11 protein-coding genes are annotated in these 15,417 nt (G+C 41.4%); all 11 read right to left on the minus strand.

Going from position 1 to position 15,417, the window contains the following annotated elements; genetic code table 11:
• Window positions 1–145: 145 nt before the first annotated feature.
• The gene (locus ABN256_RS17955) at window positions 146–1,255 is read right to left on the minus strand and encodes an Rpn family recombination-promoting nuclease/putative transposase (protein ID WP_231619349.1); all 1,110 of its coding nucleotides are present in this window, start codon (window positions 1,253–1,255) and stop codon (window positions 146–148) included.
• 184 nt (window positions 1,256–1,439) lie between these two features.
• Entirely contained in the window at window positions 1,440–2,795 is a 1,356-nt protein-coding gene (locus ABN256_RS17960; RefSeq protein ID WP_196554946.1) for a polysaccharide deacetylase family protein, read from the minus strand.
• 80 nt (window positions 2,796–2,875) lie between these two features.
• Window positions 2,876–7,102 (minus strand): DNA-directed RNA polymerase subunit beta', encoded by a 4,227-nt coding sequence (gene rpoC, locus ABN256_RS17965; RefSeq protein WP_072071065.1) that lies wholly within the window; start codon window positions 7,100–7,102, stop codon window positions 2,876–2,878.
• A gap of 122 nt (window positions 7,103–7,224) precedes the next feature.
• Window positions 7,225–11,253, minus strand: a complete 4,029-nt coding sequence (rpoB, locus tag ABN256_RS17970; protein WP_072071066.1) for a DNA-directed RNA polymerase subunit beta — start codon at window positions 11,251–11,253, stop codon at window positions 7,225–7,227.
• Between the two features lie 350 nt (window positions 11,254–11,603).
• The gene (gene rplL, locus ABN256_RS17975) at window positions 11,604–11,969 is read right to left on the minus strand and encodes a 50S ribosomal protein L7/L12 (protein WP_023583093.1); all 366 of its coding nucleotides are present in this window, start codon (window positions 11,967–11,969) and stop codon (window positions 11,604–11,606) included.
• A 63-nt stretch (window positions 11,970–12,032) separates the two neighbouring features.
• Window positions 12,033–12,530 carry a 50S ribosomal protein L10 gene (rplJ, locus tag ABN256_RS17980; RefSeq protein WP_006534706.1) on the minus strand — a complete coding sequence of 166 codons (498 nt, stop codon included), beginning with the start codon at window positions 12,528–12,530 and terminating at the stop codon, window positions 12,033–12,035.
• A 326-nt stretch (window positions 12,531–12,856) separates the two neighbouring features.
• Complete coding sequence (gene rplA / locus ABN256_RS17985) at window positions 12,857–13,558, minus strand: 50S ribosomal protein L1 (protein WP_196554947.1); 702 nt, start codon at window positions 13,556–13,558, stop codon at window positions 12,857–12,859.
• Between the two features lie 4 nt (window positions 13,559–13,562).
• Window positions 13,563–13,991 carry a 50S ribosomal protein L11 gene (gene rplK, locus ABN256_RS17990; RefSeq protein ID WP_006534703.1) on the minus strand — a complete coding sequence of 143 codons (429 nt, stop codon included), beginning with the start codon at window positions 13,989–13,991 and terminating at the stop codon, window positions 13,563–13,565.
• A 146-nt stretch (window positions 13,992–14,137) separates the two neighbouring features.
• Window positions 14,138–14,683 (minus strand): transcription termination/antitermination protein NusG, encoded by a 546-nt coding sequence (nusG, locus tag ABN256_RS17995; RefSeq protein ID WP_004246900.1) that lies wholly within the window; start codon window positions 14,681–14,683, stop codon window positions 14,138–14,140.
• Between the two features lie 7 nt (window positions 14,684–14,690).
• Window positions 14,691–15,068 (minus strand): preprotein translocase subunit SecE, encoded by a 378-nt coding sequence (gene secE, locus ABN256_RS18000; RefSeq protein ID WP_072071069.1) that lies wholly within the window; start codon window positions 15,066–15,068, stop codon window positions 14,691–14,693.
• Between the two features lie 273 nt (window positions 15,069–15,341).
• Window positions 15,342–15,417: EF-Tu C-terminal domain-related protein (locus ABN256_RS18005; RefSeq protein ID WP_072077167.1), on the minus strand; the 76-nt coding region annotated here is incomplete at its 5' end.

Below are 15,417 nucleotides of genomic sequence, written 5' to 3' on the forward strand. Positions count from 1 at the left end.
TTAATTAAAAATAATAAAGGCGATTTTTATTACATAATTCAATAGAAGTGATTTTTAATAAATTCAAAATAACCCAATAAAAATAAAACATTAAAATTAATATATTATAATTCTTTTAATTTAATATTTATAAACAACTTAATTCTTACGCTGCTAATTCTTCAAGTTCTTGAATAGTTAAGCCTGATATTTTCTCAATAAATAAAAGATCAAAATTTTCTTTTAATAAGTTTTGAGCTAATTCTATTTGTACTATTTTTTTACCAATTTCAATACCCTCTGTTTTACCTAACTCAATACCTTCCGTTTTACCTAACTCAATGCCTTCCGTTTTACCTAACTCAATGCCTTTAGCCCAACCTATTTCAATACCTACATTCTTACCTATTTCAATACCTACATTCTTACCTATTTCAATACCTACATTTTTGCCCAGTTCGATCCCCTCATTTTTGCCTATTTCAAACCCTTCACTTACACCTAAATTAAATCCCTTATTTTCTAATCTCCACGCTATATTCATAATCACCTCTTTGTGGTTATCTACTTGTTCAACTATTTTATTTAAAATGAACTCAAAATCTGATGCGTCCATAATTGAGAATAAATATTCTACAACAGCAACCGTGTCTTCATCTCTGCAGTTTTTCTGATTTATTGCTTTTGATAGAAGTATTGCAATCTCATTAATATCATGACAACTATTAACGTGCTTCATTGCAATTTCCATTACTGCTGCTTTTTTATGAGTCAGCAAAATATCATCATCAATTGAAGTCAAATCAATTAAAGAAAAGCTATTAGAATAAAGTTGATTAGCAAGTGAAGTAAGTGGAAAACATGACATCCAATTAACAGGAAAAGGATAAGGTTTTTTCTTGCCATGATAAAACAGAATAGGAACAACGAGGGGTAAAAATTTATAACCTTGCTGTAAATGTTGATTCATAGTGTAAAATGCATAATTCATCATACGCCAACCTATCATTTTATCTGGCCTAGATTGATGTTCTACTAATAAATAAATAGAAATATCACCCTCTTTGGTTTTCACTAAATACAAAATATCAGACATACGAGAACGTAAGTTAATATCGATGAAAGAAGAATTTTGTAATTGCAACGTTGAAAAATCACAATGACTTTTTAAGTCCTCTGGTAAATGGACAAAGAAAAAGTCTTTCGCATTACTGACATTCATCATAAAACGTTTAAATGCAGAATCATAAGAAGATATGGATATAGATTTTTTCATAACTAGCTCCATGCTGAACTTGGATTGCCAGCTTACAGAAAAAAATGAATTTTTATCACTAAAAAATCATCATAATTATCTGAAAAATATAAGTTATTTGTTGATCTTAACTGAGTGAGTAATGGGGAGAAATAAAAAAATACCTTCAATAAATATCAAAGGTATTTTTCTAATATTATAATTTTTATTTATCAACAACGATATTTTTATTCACCACTTCATATTCATCATTACCCACCATCCTCGCAAATTTCTCAATGGGATCTGTACTTAACGCATATAGCCGTTTTAGAGCGAAAGGTGGATCACCTAAACGAACTTTTCCTTGCTGAGTCGTCACCGCCAATGTCATACCCGACGCTTTGACTGCATTGATTGCTCTTTGATTATATCCACCAAAAGGGTATGCAAAAGCATATTGATGTGGGTTTAATAATCGCAAAACACGCTGTGAGTGCTGTAAATCTAATACGATAGTATGAGATTGGCGACTAAATATAATGGGTTTTTTATTATTATCTAAACGATGTAAAAAATGAGAATGTGACTGAATATCAAAAACATCTCGGCTTGATTTCAGTGCCTGCCAACTCATAAATTGTAATGAATTAGGTGCCCATTTAGGTATTTTAGATTTTATACGTGATGAAATAACAAATAATGTTGCTCTTTGGCCATTTTCTTTTAAAAGTGGATAGGCATAGCGATAAACAGATTGTAAACCATCATCAAATGTTAATGCGACGGCTCGTCCCGGCAAATTAATATTTTTATTTAAATAGCCTGCAACTTGGTTTAGTGAAAGCGTTTCATACCCGGCTTCTTTTAAATAATTCATCTGCTCTGTAAAGGCGGTTAATGATGTTGTTGTTGATGTATGACGAAAATTATGATTTTCCGTTGCTTTGAGAATATGGTGATAAGTAAGCACCGGTATCCCTAAATCAGGTTTTACATCCCTTGATGAAATATAACCTAAGCGGTCACCTAAAGAGATCTCAAACCAATTGATTTTACTTCCATTAGCATCTTCTTTTATTGTGCGTGATAGCACAGGATAGCGTAAATTGGATAAGAGTATCGCTATTTGTGGGCTCGCAATATCTTTATCACTATAGATGGGGGTATTTTTTGTTGTGATCAGATACTCATAGATAGGATAATCGGTTTTCTTCGTACTATCTGATAAGAAACGTATTTTCCTATCGACCGAAATAGAAGCAATATCTTCAATGTAACCATCTTCTAAATAACCAGCTTCCAAATAACCTTGGGCATTTCCAAATTGTATTTTATGGTAATTATTTATCGCATCTGAAACATAAAATCCCCGATTAGGATATAGCTCAGCAACAGGTCTTAGTTTATTACCAATAAAAGCATATAAAGTTTTTTGTTGCCGAAGCTGCATCAATGTTGTGATCGAAGTTTCTAAATTCCATTGTGTTTCTGTTGGTATTTCCTTTTCTAAAGGGGTTGCAAAAGCAAGACCAGTAAAAATAAAAAATAGGATAATCAATCCGTTAGTTATTATTCTCATCATTTCGCCTACTTATTGTAGAACAGAAACAAAAAATGCCCTCACAATGGAGGGCATTTCAATCTAATCTAAATTAGATTTTAGTCTTTTAATCCACCAAAACCAGCATTCAGTAATTCTGCTAAGTTAGCAGATGCTTCATCGGCACTGATTGTTGTTTCAGTTTCATCTGCTGGCAATTGTGATTGACGACGCTTCATACGATCTTGGTGATACGCATACCCTGTACCTGCTGGGATCAAGCGACCAACAATAACGTTCTCTTTCAAGCCACGTAATTCGTCACGTTTACCTGCTACCGCTGCTTCAGTCAGAACACGCGTTGTTTCTTGGAATGATGCAGCAGAGATGAAGGATTCAGTTGCCAGAGATGCTTTCGTGATACCTAACAGGTCACGAGCATACGTTGCTGGTACTTTACCATCATCTTCCAGAACACGGTTTGATACTTTAACGCGAGCGTATTCAACCTGTTCACCTTCGAGGAACTCAGAGCTTCCTGCGTTCTCAATGGTAACTTTACGTAGCATCTGACGAACGATAACTTCGATGTGTTTATCGTTAATCTTAACGCCTTGTAAACGGTAAACTTCCTGTACTTCGTTAGTGATATAGCGAGTAACCGCATGAACACCACGTAAGCGCAGAATGTCGTGTGGTGACTCTGGACCATCGGAAATAACATCACCGCGTTCCACAACCTCACCCTCGAATACGTTAAGCTGACGCCATTTAGGGATCATCTCTTCGTATGCATCGCTACCGTCTAATGGAGAAATAACTAGACGACGTTTACCTTTAGTCTCTTTACCGAACGATACAATACCGCTGATTTCAGCAAGGATTGCAGGCTCTTTCGGACGACGTGCTTCAAACAGGTCAGCAACGCGTGGCAGACCACCGGTGATATCTTTAGTACCGCCAGATTCTTGTGGAATACGCGCTAAAGTGTCACCTGCATTAATTGTAATGCCATCGTCTAACTGAACAATTGCTTTACCTGGCAGGAAGTACTGTGCTGGCATATCAGTATTCGGGATCAATACATCTTTGCCTTGTGCATCAGTGATGCGCAGTGCTGGACGTAAATCTTTACCGCTACCTGTACGCTCTGCTGAATCCAGAACAACCAGTGAAGAAAGACCTGTTAATTCATCTGTTTGACGTGTGATGGTTTGACCATCAACCATGTCAGCAAAACGAATGATACCAGATACTTCACTCACAACTGGCATTGTATGTGGATCCCAGTTAGCAACAGTTTCGCCACCATTAACCGCTTCGCCATCACCTTTCGCTAATTGAGCACCGTAAGGCACTTTGTAGCTTTCTTTCGTACGACCGAATTCGTCAATTAAACGTAATTCTGTGTTACGAGAAGTGATAACTAATTTACCCGCAGTATTGGTAATGAACTTCGCATTGAACAGCTTCAGAGTACCTTTATTACGTACTTGAATGCTAGATTCTGCTGCCGCACGAGATGCCGCACCACCGATGTGGAACGTACGCATCGTTAACTGTGTACCTGGTTCACCGATTGACTGTGCCGCGATAACACCGATAGCTTCACCTTTGTTGATGATATGACCACGAGCAAGGTCACGACCATAACATTTAGCACATACACCGAAGTCTGTGTTACAGGTTACAACTGAACGTACTTTCACGCTGTCAACTGAGTTTTCTTCTAACAAGTCACACAGTTTTTCGTTTAACAGGGTGTTACGTGGAACAAGAATATCAGCAGTACCTGGTTTCAGAATATCTTCTGCAGCTACACGACCTAATACACGTTCACGCAGTGGCTCTTTAACATCTCCACCTTCGATAACCGGAGTCATCATAACACCTTCGGTTGTGCCACAGTCGTCTTCTGTGACAACTAAATCTTGCGCAACGTCAACTAAACGACGAGTCAAGTAACCGGAGTTTGCTGTTTTCAGTGCGGTATCCGCAAGACCTTTACGAGCACCGTGGGTTGAGATGAAGTACTGGAGTACGTTCAGACCTTCACGGAAGTTCGCTGTGATTGGTGTCTCGATGATTGAGCCATCTGGCTTAGCCATCAGACCACGCATACCTGCTAACTGACGGATCTGAGCTGCAGAACCACGAGCACCGGAGTCAGCCATCATAAAGATGCTGTTGAAAGATACTTGTTGTTCTTCTTCACCATTACGGTTAATAACGGTTTCAGTAGACAGGTTTTCCATCATCGCTTTCGCTACGCGCTCATTCGCCGCGGCCCAAATATCGATGACTTTGTTGTAACGTTCGCCCGCTGTTACCAGACCGGATTGGAACTGTTCCTGAATTTCTGCAACTTCAGCTTCTGCTTCTGCAATGATCTCTGCTTTTTTCGCAGGGATAACCATGTCATCGATACCTACTGAAGCACCTGAACGTGCTGCGTAAGCAAAACCGGTATACATGATTTGGTCAGCAAAAATAACTGTTGGCTTCAAGCCCATTACGCGATAACAGGTATTAAGCATTTTAGAGATTGCTTTCTTACCTAATGGTTGGTTAACCAGCGCGTAAGGTAGGCCTTTTGGTACGATCATCCATAAAATAGCTCGGCCGACAGTAGTGTCTTTTAAGCTAGTTTCAGTAGTGATGTTACCTTCGCCATCTTTGATCTCTTCAGTGATACGTACTTTAACACGTGCGTGTAAAGAGGCTAAACCAGCGCGATAAACGCGTTCAGCTTCTTTAGGACCACTTAGCACCATGCCTTCACCTTTGGCATTGATGCAGTCACGAGTCATGTAGTAAAGACCTAATACAACGTCCTGTGAAGGAACGATGATTGGGTCACCACTTGCTGGAGACAGGATGTTATTTGTTGACATCATCAGCGCACGAGCTTCTAGTTGCGCTTCCAATGTCAATGGTACGTGAACCGCCATTTGGTCACCATCGAAGTCGGCGTTGTATGCCGCACAAACGAGTGGGTGTAACTGAATAGCTTTACCTTCGATAAGGATTGGTTCAAATGCCTGAATACCTAAACGGTGAAGTGTTGGTGCACGGTTTAGCATCACTGGGTGTTCGCGGATAACTTCATCTAAGATATCCCAAACAACCGCTTCTTCGCGCTCAACCATTTTTTTAGCGGCTTTAATTGTTGTCGCTAAACCACGGGTTTCCAGTTTTCCGTAAATAAATGGTTTGAATAACTCAAGAGCCATTTTTTTCGGTAGACCACACTGATGCAGACGCAGGTATGGACCAACGGTGATTACAGAACGACCAGAATAGTCAACACGTTTACCTAACAGGTTTTGACGGAAACGACCTTGTTTACCTTTGATCATATCAGCCAAAGATTTCAGAGGACGTTTGTTCGAACCTGTGATCGCACGACCACGACGACCGTTATCTAATAACGCATCCACAGACTCTTGTAACATACGTTTTTCATTACGTACGATGATGTCTGGAGCTGCTAAATCAAGCAGGCGTTTTAAACGGTTGTTACGGTTGATCACACGACGATATAAATCGTTCAGGTCAGATGTCGCAAAACGACCGCCATCAAGTGGAACCAGTGGACGTAAGTCTGGTGGTAACACAGGCAGTACAGTTAAGATCATCCACTCAGGTTTATTGCCTGATTGCATGAACGCTTCAAGTAACTTGATACGTTTAGTCAGTTTCTTACGTTTAGTTTCAGAGTTAGTTTCGTTTAACTCTTCACGTAACGTTTCACACTCTTGTTCCAGATCCATGCTCTGTAAGAGGTTCTGAACAGCTTCTGCACCCATCTTCGCATCAAATTCGTCACCGAATTCTTCTAATGCATCGAGGTATTGCTCTTCTGTTAAGATTTGACCACGTTCAAGGCTAGTCATCCCGCCTTCAACAACAACGTAAGATTCAAAATACAATACACGTTCAATATCGCGCAGTGGCATATCCAGCAGCAAACCGATACGGGACGGTAATGATTTCAAGAACCAAATGTGAGCAACTGGAGAAGCTAATTCGATGTGACCCATGCGTTCACGACGAACTTTAGTTTGTGTAACTTCAACGCCACACTTCTCACAGATAACACCACGGTGTTTTAAACGTTTGTATTTACCACACAAACATTCGTAATCTTTTACTGGTCCGAAAATACGGGCACAGAAAAGACCGTCACGTTCTGGTTTGAACGTACGGTAGTTAATTGTTTCTGGCTTTTTAACTTCACCAAATGACCATGAACGGATCATATCAGGTGATGCCAGAGCAATTTTGATCGCATCAAACTCTTCGGTCTTGGTTTGCGCTTTCAGAAACTTTAATAAGTCTTTCACGAAATGGCTCCTGTCGGAGTTAGACCTGCCAGGCAAATGACCCCTGTCATTCACCCCTTTAAACCAGTGTAGTCACTGTTTGACAGACTGCCATCTCTAGCAGTCTGTCTCTATGGAATCCGTTATTCGTCTTCCAATTCGATGTTGATACCCAGTGAACGGATCTCTTTCAACAATACGTTGAACGACTCTGGCATACCTGGTTCCATCTGATGATTACCATCAACGATGTTTTTGTACATTTTGGTACGACCGTTAACGTCATCCGACTTAACAGTAAGCATTTCTTGAAGAGTATAAGCTGCACCGTATGCTTCCAGTGCCCACACTTCCATCTCCCCGAAACGCTGTCCACCAAACTGAGCTTTACCACCAAGAGGTTGCTGAGTAACTAAGCTGTACGAACCGGTAGAACGGGCGTGCATCTTATCATCAACTAAGTGGTTCAGTTTCAGCATGTACATGTAACCAACAGTTACTGGACGCTCAAATTGCTCACCTGTACGACCATCGAAAAGTGTAATCTGACCAGAAGTTGGAAGATCAGCTAATTTAAGCATCTCTTTAATTTCCATTTCTTCTGCACCATCGAACACTGGTGTTGCGGTTGGCATACCTTTTTTCAGGTTTTCAGCCAGACGTAACACTTCTTCATCGCTGAAGGTGTCCAGATCAACTTTCTGACGAGGTGCCATACCCAGATCGTAAGCTTTCTGGATAAATTCACGTAATTTAGCAACTTCTTGTTGCTGTTTCAGCATCGCGTTGATCTTATCACCGATACCTTTAGCAGCCATACCCAAGTGAGTTTCAAGGATCTGACCGATGTTCATACGTGATGGTACACCCAGTGGGTTCAGTACGAGGTCAACTGGGTTGCCGTTTTCATCGTATGGCATGTCTTCAATAGGGTTAATCTTAGAGATAACACCCTTGTTACCATGACGACCCGCCATCTTATCACCAGGTTGGATCTGACGTTTAACAGCCAGATAAACCTTAACGATTTTCAGCACACCTGGTGCTAAATCATCACCTTGAGTGATTTTACGACGTTTAGCTTCCAGTTTCTTCGCGAACTCAGCTTTCAGTTCATCATACTGTTCTGCTAATTGTTCTAACTGGTTTTGCTTCTCTTCATCCGCAATACCCAGTTCTAACCAACGTTCACGAGGTAATTTATCTAATTTCTCAGCTTCAATACCGCCAGCAATCAGAACACCACGGATACGAGCGAATAGACCAGCTTCAAAGATACGCAGTTCTTCAGTTAAGTCTTTCTTAACTTCACGTAACTGTGATTCTTCAATTTCTAATGCACGTTTATCTTTTTCTACGCCATCACGGGTGAACACTTGTACATCGATAACTGTACCAGACACACCATTAGGAACACGTAGAGAAGAATCTTTAACATCAGATGCTTTTTCACCGAAGATAGCACGCAGCAGTTTCTCTTCTGGAGTCAGTTGAGTTTCACCTTTAGGTGTTACTTTACCAACCAGAATGTCACCGCCTTTCACTTCAGCACCGATATAAACGATACCTGATTCATCCAGTTTAGATAACGCAGCTTCACCAACGTTCGGGATATCAGCTGTGATCTCTTCAGGCCCTAACTTAGTATCACGAGAGACACAAGCCAGTTCTTGAATATGGATAGTTGTGAAACGATCTTCTTGAACAACACGCTCAGATACAAGGATGGAGTCCTCGTAGTTATAACCATTCCATGGCATAAATGCCACGCGCATGTTTTGGCCTAATGCTAACTCACCAAGGTCTGTTGAAGGACCATCAGCTAACACATCACCGCGATCAACAGGTTCACCTAAAGATACGCAAGGTGTTTGGTTAATACATGTGTTCTGGTTAGAACGGGTGTATTTAGTCAAGCTATAGATATCAATGCCCGCTTCACCAGCGTAAGTCTCTTCTTCGTTAACTTTGATAACGATACGAGAAGCATCAACATACTGAACAACACCACCACGTTTAGCAACTGCAGTAACACCGGAGTCAACCGCTACAGCACGTTCCATACCTGTACCTACTAGTGGTTTATCACCACGAAGTGTAGGAACAGCCTGACGTTGCATGTTCGCACCCATCAATGCACGGTTGGCGTCATCGTGTTCAAGGAATGGGATCAGTGAAGCACCGACAGAAACAACCTGTTGGGTTGAAACGTCCATGTACTGAACTTGGTCACGACTAAATAAGCTTGACTCACCTTTATGACGGCAAGTAACTAATTCTTCAACGAAGTGATTGTCATCGTCTAATACGGAGTTAGCCTGAGCAATGATGAAGTTACCTTCTTCAATTGCAGACAGATAATGAATTTCATCTGTTACAGCGTTGTTTTCAACAACACGGTAAGGCGTTTCAAGGAAACCGTACTCATTAGTCTGTGCATAAACAGATAATGAGTTGATAAGACCGATGTTTGGACCTTCAGGCGTTTCGATTGGGCACACACGACCGTAGTGAGTTGGGTGTACGTCTCGAACTTCGAAGCCTGCACGTTCACGGGTCAAACCACCTGGGCCTAATGCAGAAATACGACGTTTATGCGTAATTTCTGATAGCGGGTTATTCTGATCCATAAACTGTGATAACTGGCTAGAGCCAAAGAACTCTTTGACAGCAGCAGAAATCGGTTTTGCATTGATCATATCTTGTGGCATTAATGCATCAAGATCGCCTAAAGACAGACGTTCTTTAACTGCACGCTCAACACGCACCAGACCAACACGGAATTGGTTTTCAGCCATTTCGCCAACAGAACGAATACGACGGTTACCCAAGTGGTCGATATCATCCACTTCACCTTTACCATTACGGATATCAATCAGTTTTTTCATTACTTCGATGATATCTTCTTGGCTCAGGATGCCAGAACCTTCAACTTCGTCACGGCTTAACGAACGGTTGAACTTCATACGACCCACAGCAGAAAGATCATAACGATCTTCAGAGAAGAATAAGTTCTCAAATAAGTTTTCTGCAGCTTCGCGTGTAGGTGGCTCACCAGGACGCATCATGCGATAGATTTCAACTAACGCGCTTAAGCGATCGTTTGTAGGATCGACGCGAACAGTTTCTGAAATATAAGCACCATGATCTAAGTCATTGGTAAACAGAGTTTCAATCGTTTTATGACCAGCTTGACTTAAGCGAGCTAACACATCTAAAGAGATTTCCATGTTAGCAGCACAAATCAGTTCACCTGTTGCTTCATCAATATAATCACGAGCAACCACTTTACCTGCAATATATTCAACAGGTACTTCAATGCGGTCAACTTGTTCTTTTTCTAATTGACGAATATGGCGAGCAGTAATACGACGGCCTTTTTCAACATATACTTTGCCGTTTGCTTCAATATCAAATGAAGCAGTTTCACCACGCAGACGTTCAGGCACTAATGTCATCATCAGCTTGTTGTTGCTGATTTCAAACAATGTTTTTTCGAAGAATAAACCTAAGATTTCTTCAGTGCTGTAGTTCATTGCGCGTAAAATGATAGTCGCAGGTAATTTACGGCGACGGTCAATACGGACAAAAAGGTTATCTTTAGGGTCGAATTCGAAGTCTAACCATGAGCCACGATAAGGGATAATACGTGCGTTATACAGTACCTTACCAGATGAGTGTGTTTTACCTTTGTCACTATCAAAGAACACACCAGGGCTACGGTGTAACTGAGAAACAATAACACGCTCAGTACCATTGATTACAAAGGTACCGTTATCGGTCATTAATGGGATTTCACCCATATAGACTTCTTGTTCTTTAATGTCTTTAACGGTGCCTTCTGGGGCTTCACGTTCATAAATGACCAGACGCAGTTTTACACGCAGAGGTGCAGAATAAGTTACACCGCGGATCTGACATTCTTTAACATCAAAAACAGGCTCGCCTAAGCGGTAGCTGACATACTGTAATTCAGCATTGCCACTATAGCTTTGGATAGGGAATACGGAACGGAAAGCTGCTTCCAGACCGTTTTGACCATCAGGATCTTGCTCGATAAACTTCTGGAACGAGTCAAGTTGGATAGAAAGGAGATAGGGAACATCCAGAACTTGTGGACGTTTACCAAAATCCTTACGAATACGTTTTTTCTCGGTATAGGAGTAAACCATAGGGTTCCTCAGCTCGCTGAAAAGTGACCCACTCTGCCTACCCTTAGTTATTAAGGGCGACACGACATTCTGCTAACACTATTTTTTGTAGGTAGGAAAATGTAATTTTCCATAATACTTATTACTATTACTCTTAAATCATTTCATTGCATTGAGTTCACTACCGAGCTTTTGGACAACGTGGATCGTAGTGAGTAATACAGTATATTAAGTCGTCAATAGCAAAAAATATTGAGGTAGAGAGAAAGCCAAAAAGTGTGAAAAAGCTACTCTTACCTTACAGCGCAAAAAGGCTGGTGACCAAAAAATCACCAGCCATCAGCCGTTAGGCTGCACTCTGGGAAGTTAAATTATTTAACTTCAACCTCAGCGCCTGCTTCTTCCAGAGCTTTCTTCAGAGCTTCAGCATCATCTTTGCTTACGCCTTCTTTCAGAGCTGCTGGTGCAGATTCTACTAAGTCTTTAGCTTCTTTCAGGCCAAGACCGGTAGCGCCACGTACTGCTTTGATTACTGCTACTTTGTTACCGCCGATAGCTTTCAGGATAACGTCAAATTCAGTTTTCTCTTCAGCAGCTTCTGCTGGACCCGCAGCAACAGCAACAGCTGCAGCAGCAGATACACCGAATTTTTCTTCCATCATAGAGATCAGTTCAACAACGTCCATTACAGACATTTCAGCAACTGCGTTTAAGATATCGTCTTTAGAAATAGACATAACAAGTGTTCCTAAAATTCAGAAAAAGTTTATACGTAAATAAAGCAACGAAGAAATTGGCTATTAAGCAGCTTCTTTCTGATCGCGCAGAGCAGCCAGAGTGCGAACCAATTTGCCTGCAGAGGCTTCTTTCATGGTTGCCATCAGGCGTGCGATTGCTTCATCGTAAGTTGGGAGTGTAGCCAGACGATCGATGTTCGAACCTGGGATAAACTCACCTTCAAAGGCAGCCGCTTTAATCTCGAATGCTGGGTTCGCTTTCGCGAAATCTTTGAACAGACGAGCTGCAGCGCCCGGATGTTCAGCAGAAAATGCAATCAAGGTTGGACCAACAAATGCATCTTTCAGTACTTCATAAGAAGTACCTTCAACAGCACGACGCAGAAGTGTGTTACGTACTACACGTACAGTAACGCCAGCTTCACGACATGCTTTACGCAGTTCGGTCATTTTAGCTACAGTAACGCCACGGGAATCCGCAACAACTGCAGAAAGCGCACCTTTGGCAACTTCGCTGACTTCAGCAACAATCGCTTGTTTGTCTTGAAGATTTAGTGCCATTAGCTTCTTGCTCCTGGATTAACCGAGTAAAAACTCGGGACTCACATCACTTATTACCACAATGGTATAAGCGCTAAAACACGGTGAGTAGAATCCAGAATATATAATTCTTTATTGGCTCTCTCACCGTCTACGCAGGAAAATTAAGTAATTACTTACACCTGCGGTCTTGGACGGGGTCTGGATAGGCCAGACTCCAACCGAAATTCAGAGAATTTAGTTATGTAGAATTAAATAAAATACCACATAGCTAAACTCAAGGCGTCAAATTCTATACAAATTTGACGCCAAGGTAAAGTCTTTTATGACTTTAGTCTAATCTAAGATTAAACTGTCGCGCTCAAGCTAGCTTGATCAATAGCAACACCTGCACCCATAGTGGTAGACAGGCTTACTTTCTTGATATAAACGCCTTTCGCTGCAGATGGTTTTGCTTTTTTCAGCGCAACCAACAGAGCTTCTAAGTTTTCTTTCAACTGTTCTTCGTTGAAATCAACTTTACCGATAGTGGTATGGATAATACCATTTTTGTCATTACGGTAACGAACCTGACCAGCTTTAGCATTTTTAACTGCTTCAGCAACGTTAGGAGTTACAGTACCCACTTTCGGGTTTGGCATTAAGCCACGTGGGCCAAGGATTTGACCTAATTGACCTACAACGCGCATTGCATCTGGAGATGCGATAACAACGTCAAAGTCCATTTCGCCAGCTTTAACTTTAGCAGCTAAGTCGTCCATACCGACTAATTCAGCGCCTGCTTCTTTAGCAGCTTCTGCATTTGCACCTTGTGCGAATACAGCAACGCGAACTGAACGGCCAGTACCGTGTGGAAGTACAGTTGCACCACGAACGTTTTGATCTGATTTACGTGCATCGATGCCAAGGTTAACAGCAACGTCAACGCTTTCAACGAATTTAGCAGTAGCCAGTTCTTTCAGTAAAGCAACAGCTTCAGCGATTTCGTACTGTTTAGTTACTTCAACTTTTTCACGGATATTGCGCATGCGCTTGGTTAGTTTAGCCATCAGATTAATCCTCCACTACCAGGCCCATGGAACGAGCAGTACCAGCAATTGAACGCATCATAGCTTCAACGTCAGCACCAGTCAGGTCCGCAGCTTTAGTTTCTGCGATTTCACGAACTTGAGCAGAAGTAATTTTACCTACTTTCTCTTTGTTCGGTTTACCAGAACCTGATTTCACGCCCGCAGCTTTCTTCAGCAGAACTGCTGCTGGAGGAGTTTTGGTAACGAAAGTGAAAGAACGGTCAGCGTAAACTGTAATAACAACAGGAATTGGTAAGCCTTTTTCTACGCTTTCAGTTTTAGCGTTGAATGCTTTACAGAACTCCATGATGTTAACACCTTGTTGACCCAGAGCTGGACCAACTGGTGGACTTGGATTAGCCATACCTGCAGAAACTTGCAGTTTGATATAGGCTTGGACTTTCTTAGCCATTAATTAATTCCTCAATTTGGGTATATCGCCCGGCTAGGGCTCCCCGATTTTACTTTGTTCTGTCTTATGACAAAACAACTCAAAACGAAAGGTGGAAAATTGTAGATAACTTTTCCACCTTTTGCAAGAAAGCAACGTAAAAAGGTTTAACCTTTTTCAACCTGACTAAAGTCTAATTCAACTGGTGTCGCACGACCAAAGATTGAAACAGAAACTTTTAAGCGGCTTTTTTCATAATCAACTTCTTCAACCACACCATTAAAGTCAGCGAATGGACCATCGCTAACACGAACCATTTCACCTGGTTCAAACAGTGTTTTAGGACGTGGCTTATCACCAACTTGTTGTAAGCGATTCATAATCGCATCAACTTCTTTATCACTAATTGGTGCAGGTCTGTCTGAGGTTCCACCAATAAATCCCATAACACGAGGTACATTACGTACTAAGTGCCAAGTTGCATCGTTCATGACCATTTGGACAAGAACATAACCTGGGAAAAATTTACGCTCACTTTTGCGACGTTGACCGCTACGGATCTCAACCACTTCTTCGGTTGGAACCATAACTTCGCCGAATGAGTCTTCCATTTCGTTTAATTTGATATGTTCACGCAGCGACTGTGCAACACGGCCTTCAAAGCCCGAAAATGCCTGAATGACATACCAGCGTTTTTTTGGAGAATCAGTCATGAACACCTCACAGGCCAGTAATAAATGAAACAAAACGAACCAGAATGCCATCCAGTCCCCAAAGAACTAATGACACAATAGCCGTCACTGCAGCAACAATCAGGGTCGTTTGCAATGTTTCTTGACGTGTTGGCCATACTACTTTACGCATTTCAATGCGCGCTTCGCGAGCAAATACTAATGTTGCTTTACCTTGTGTTGTCCACAACGCGATCCCACCCGCTGCTACGAACAAAGCAACAACAGCTAAAGCTCGTAACGCTAGGTTAAATTCACGGTAAAGATAGTTGCCACCCACTGCTACTGCCAGCAATAAAACGGTAATGATCCATTTAGCGATATCACCACCGCGTTTGCTATCTTGAGCTCCGCTATTCGCACTCATAAATTAACCTGTCATATGATGTAAATAAATAGCCAGCTTGCCTCGCAAGAGCAAAACAAATCAGACTAACCATAAAATCAACTATGATTGCATCTGACACAGTGTCATATCTCTATGACATTCGTATCTGCAAGATACTGGACTCGATTCGTTGTATCAGAGCCTATCTCACCAATAATTTACGTCAAACTAGTGATGAGATAGGTTCTTTTTCAAACAACGCATAAAAAGGGCATCAATTGATGCCCTTCTCTAGGAGAATTACGCGAGTAATTAACCTAATACTTTAGCAACAACGCCCGCACCTACTGTACGGCCACCTTCGCGGATAGCGAAACGTAAACCGTCG

It is taken from the genome of Proteus sp. fly-1008 (genome assembly GCF_040140305.1).
Lineage (GTDB): Bacteria > Pseudomonadota > Gammaproteobacteria > Enterobacterales > Enterobacteriaceae > Proteus > Proteus vulgaris_B.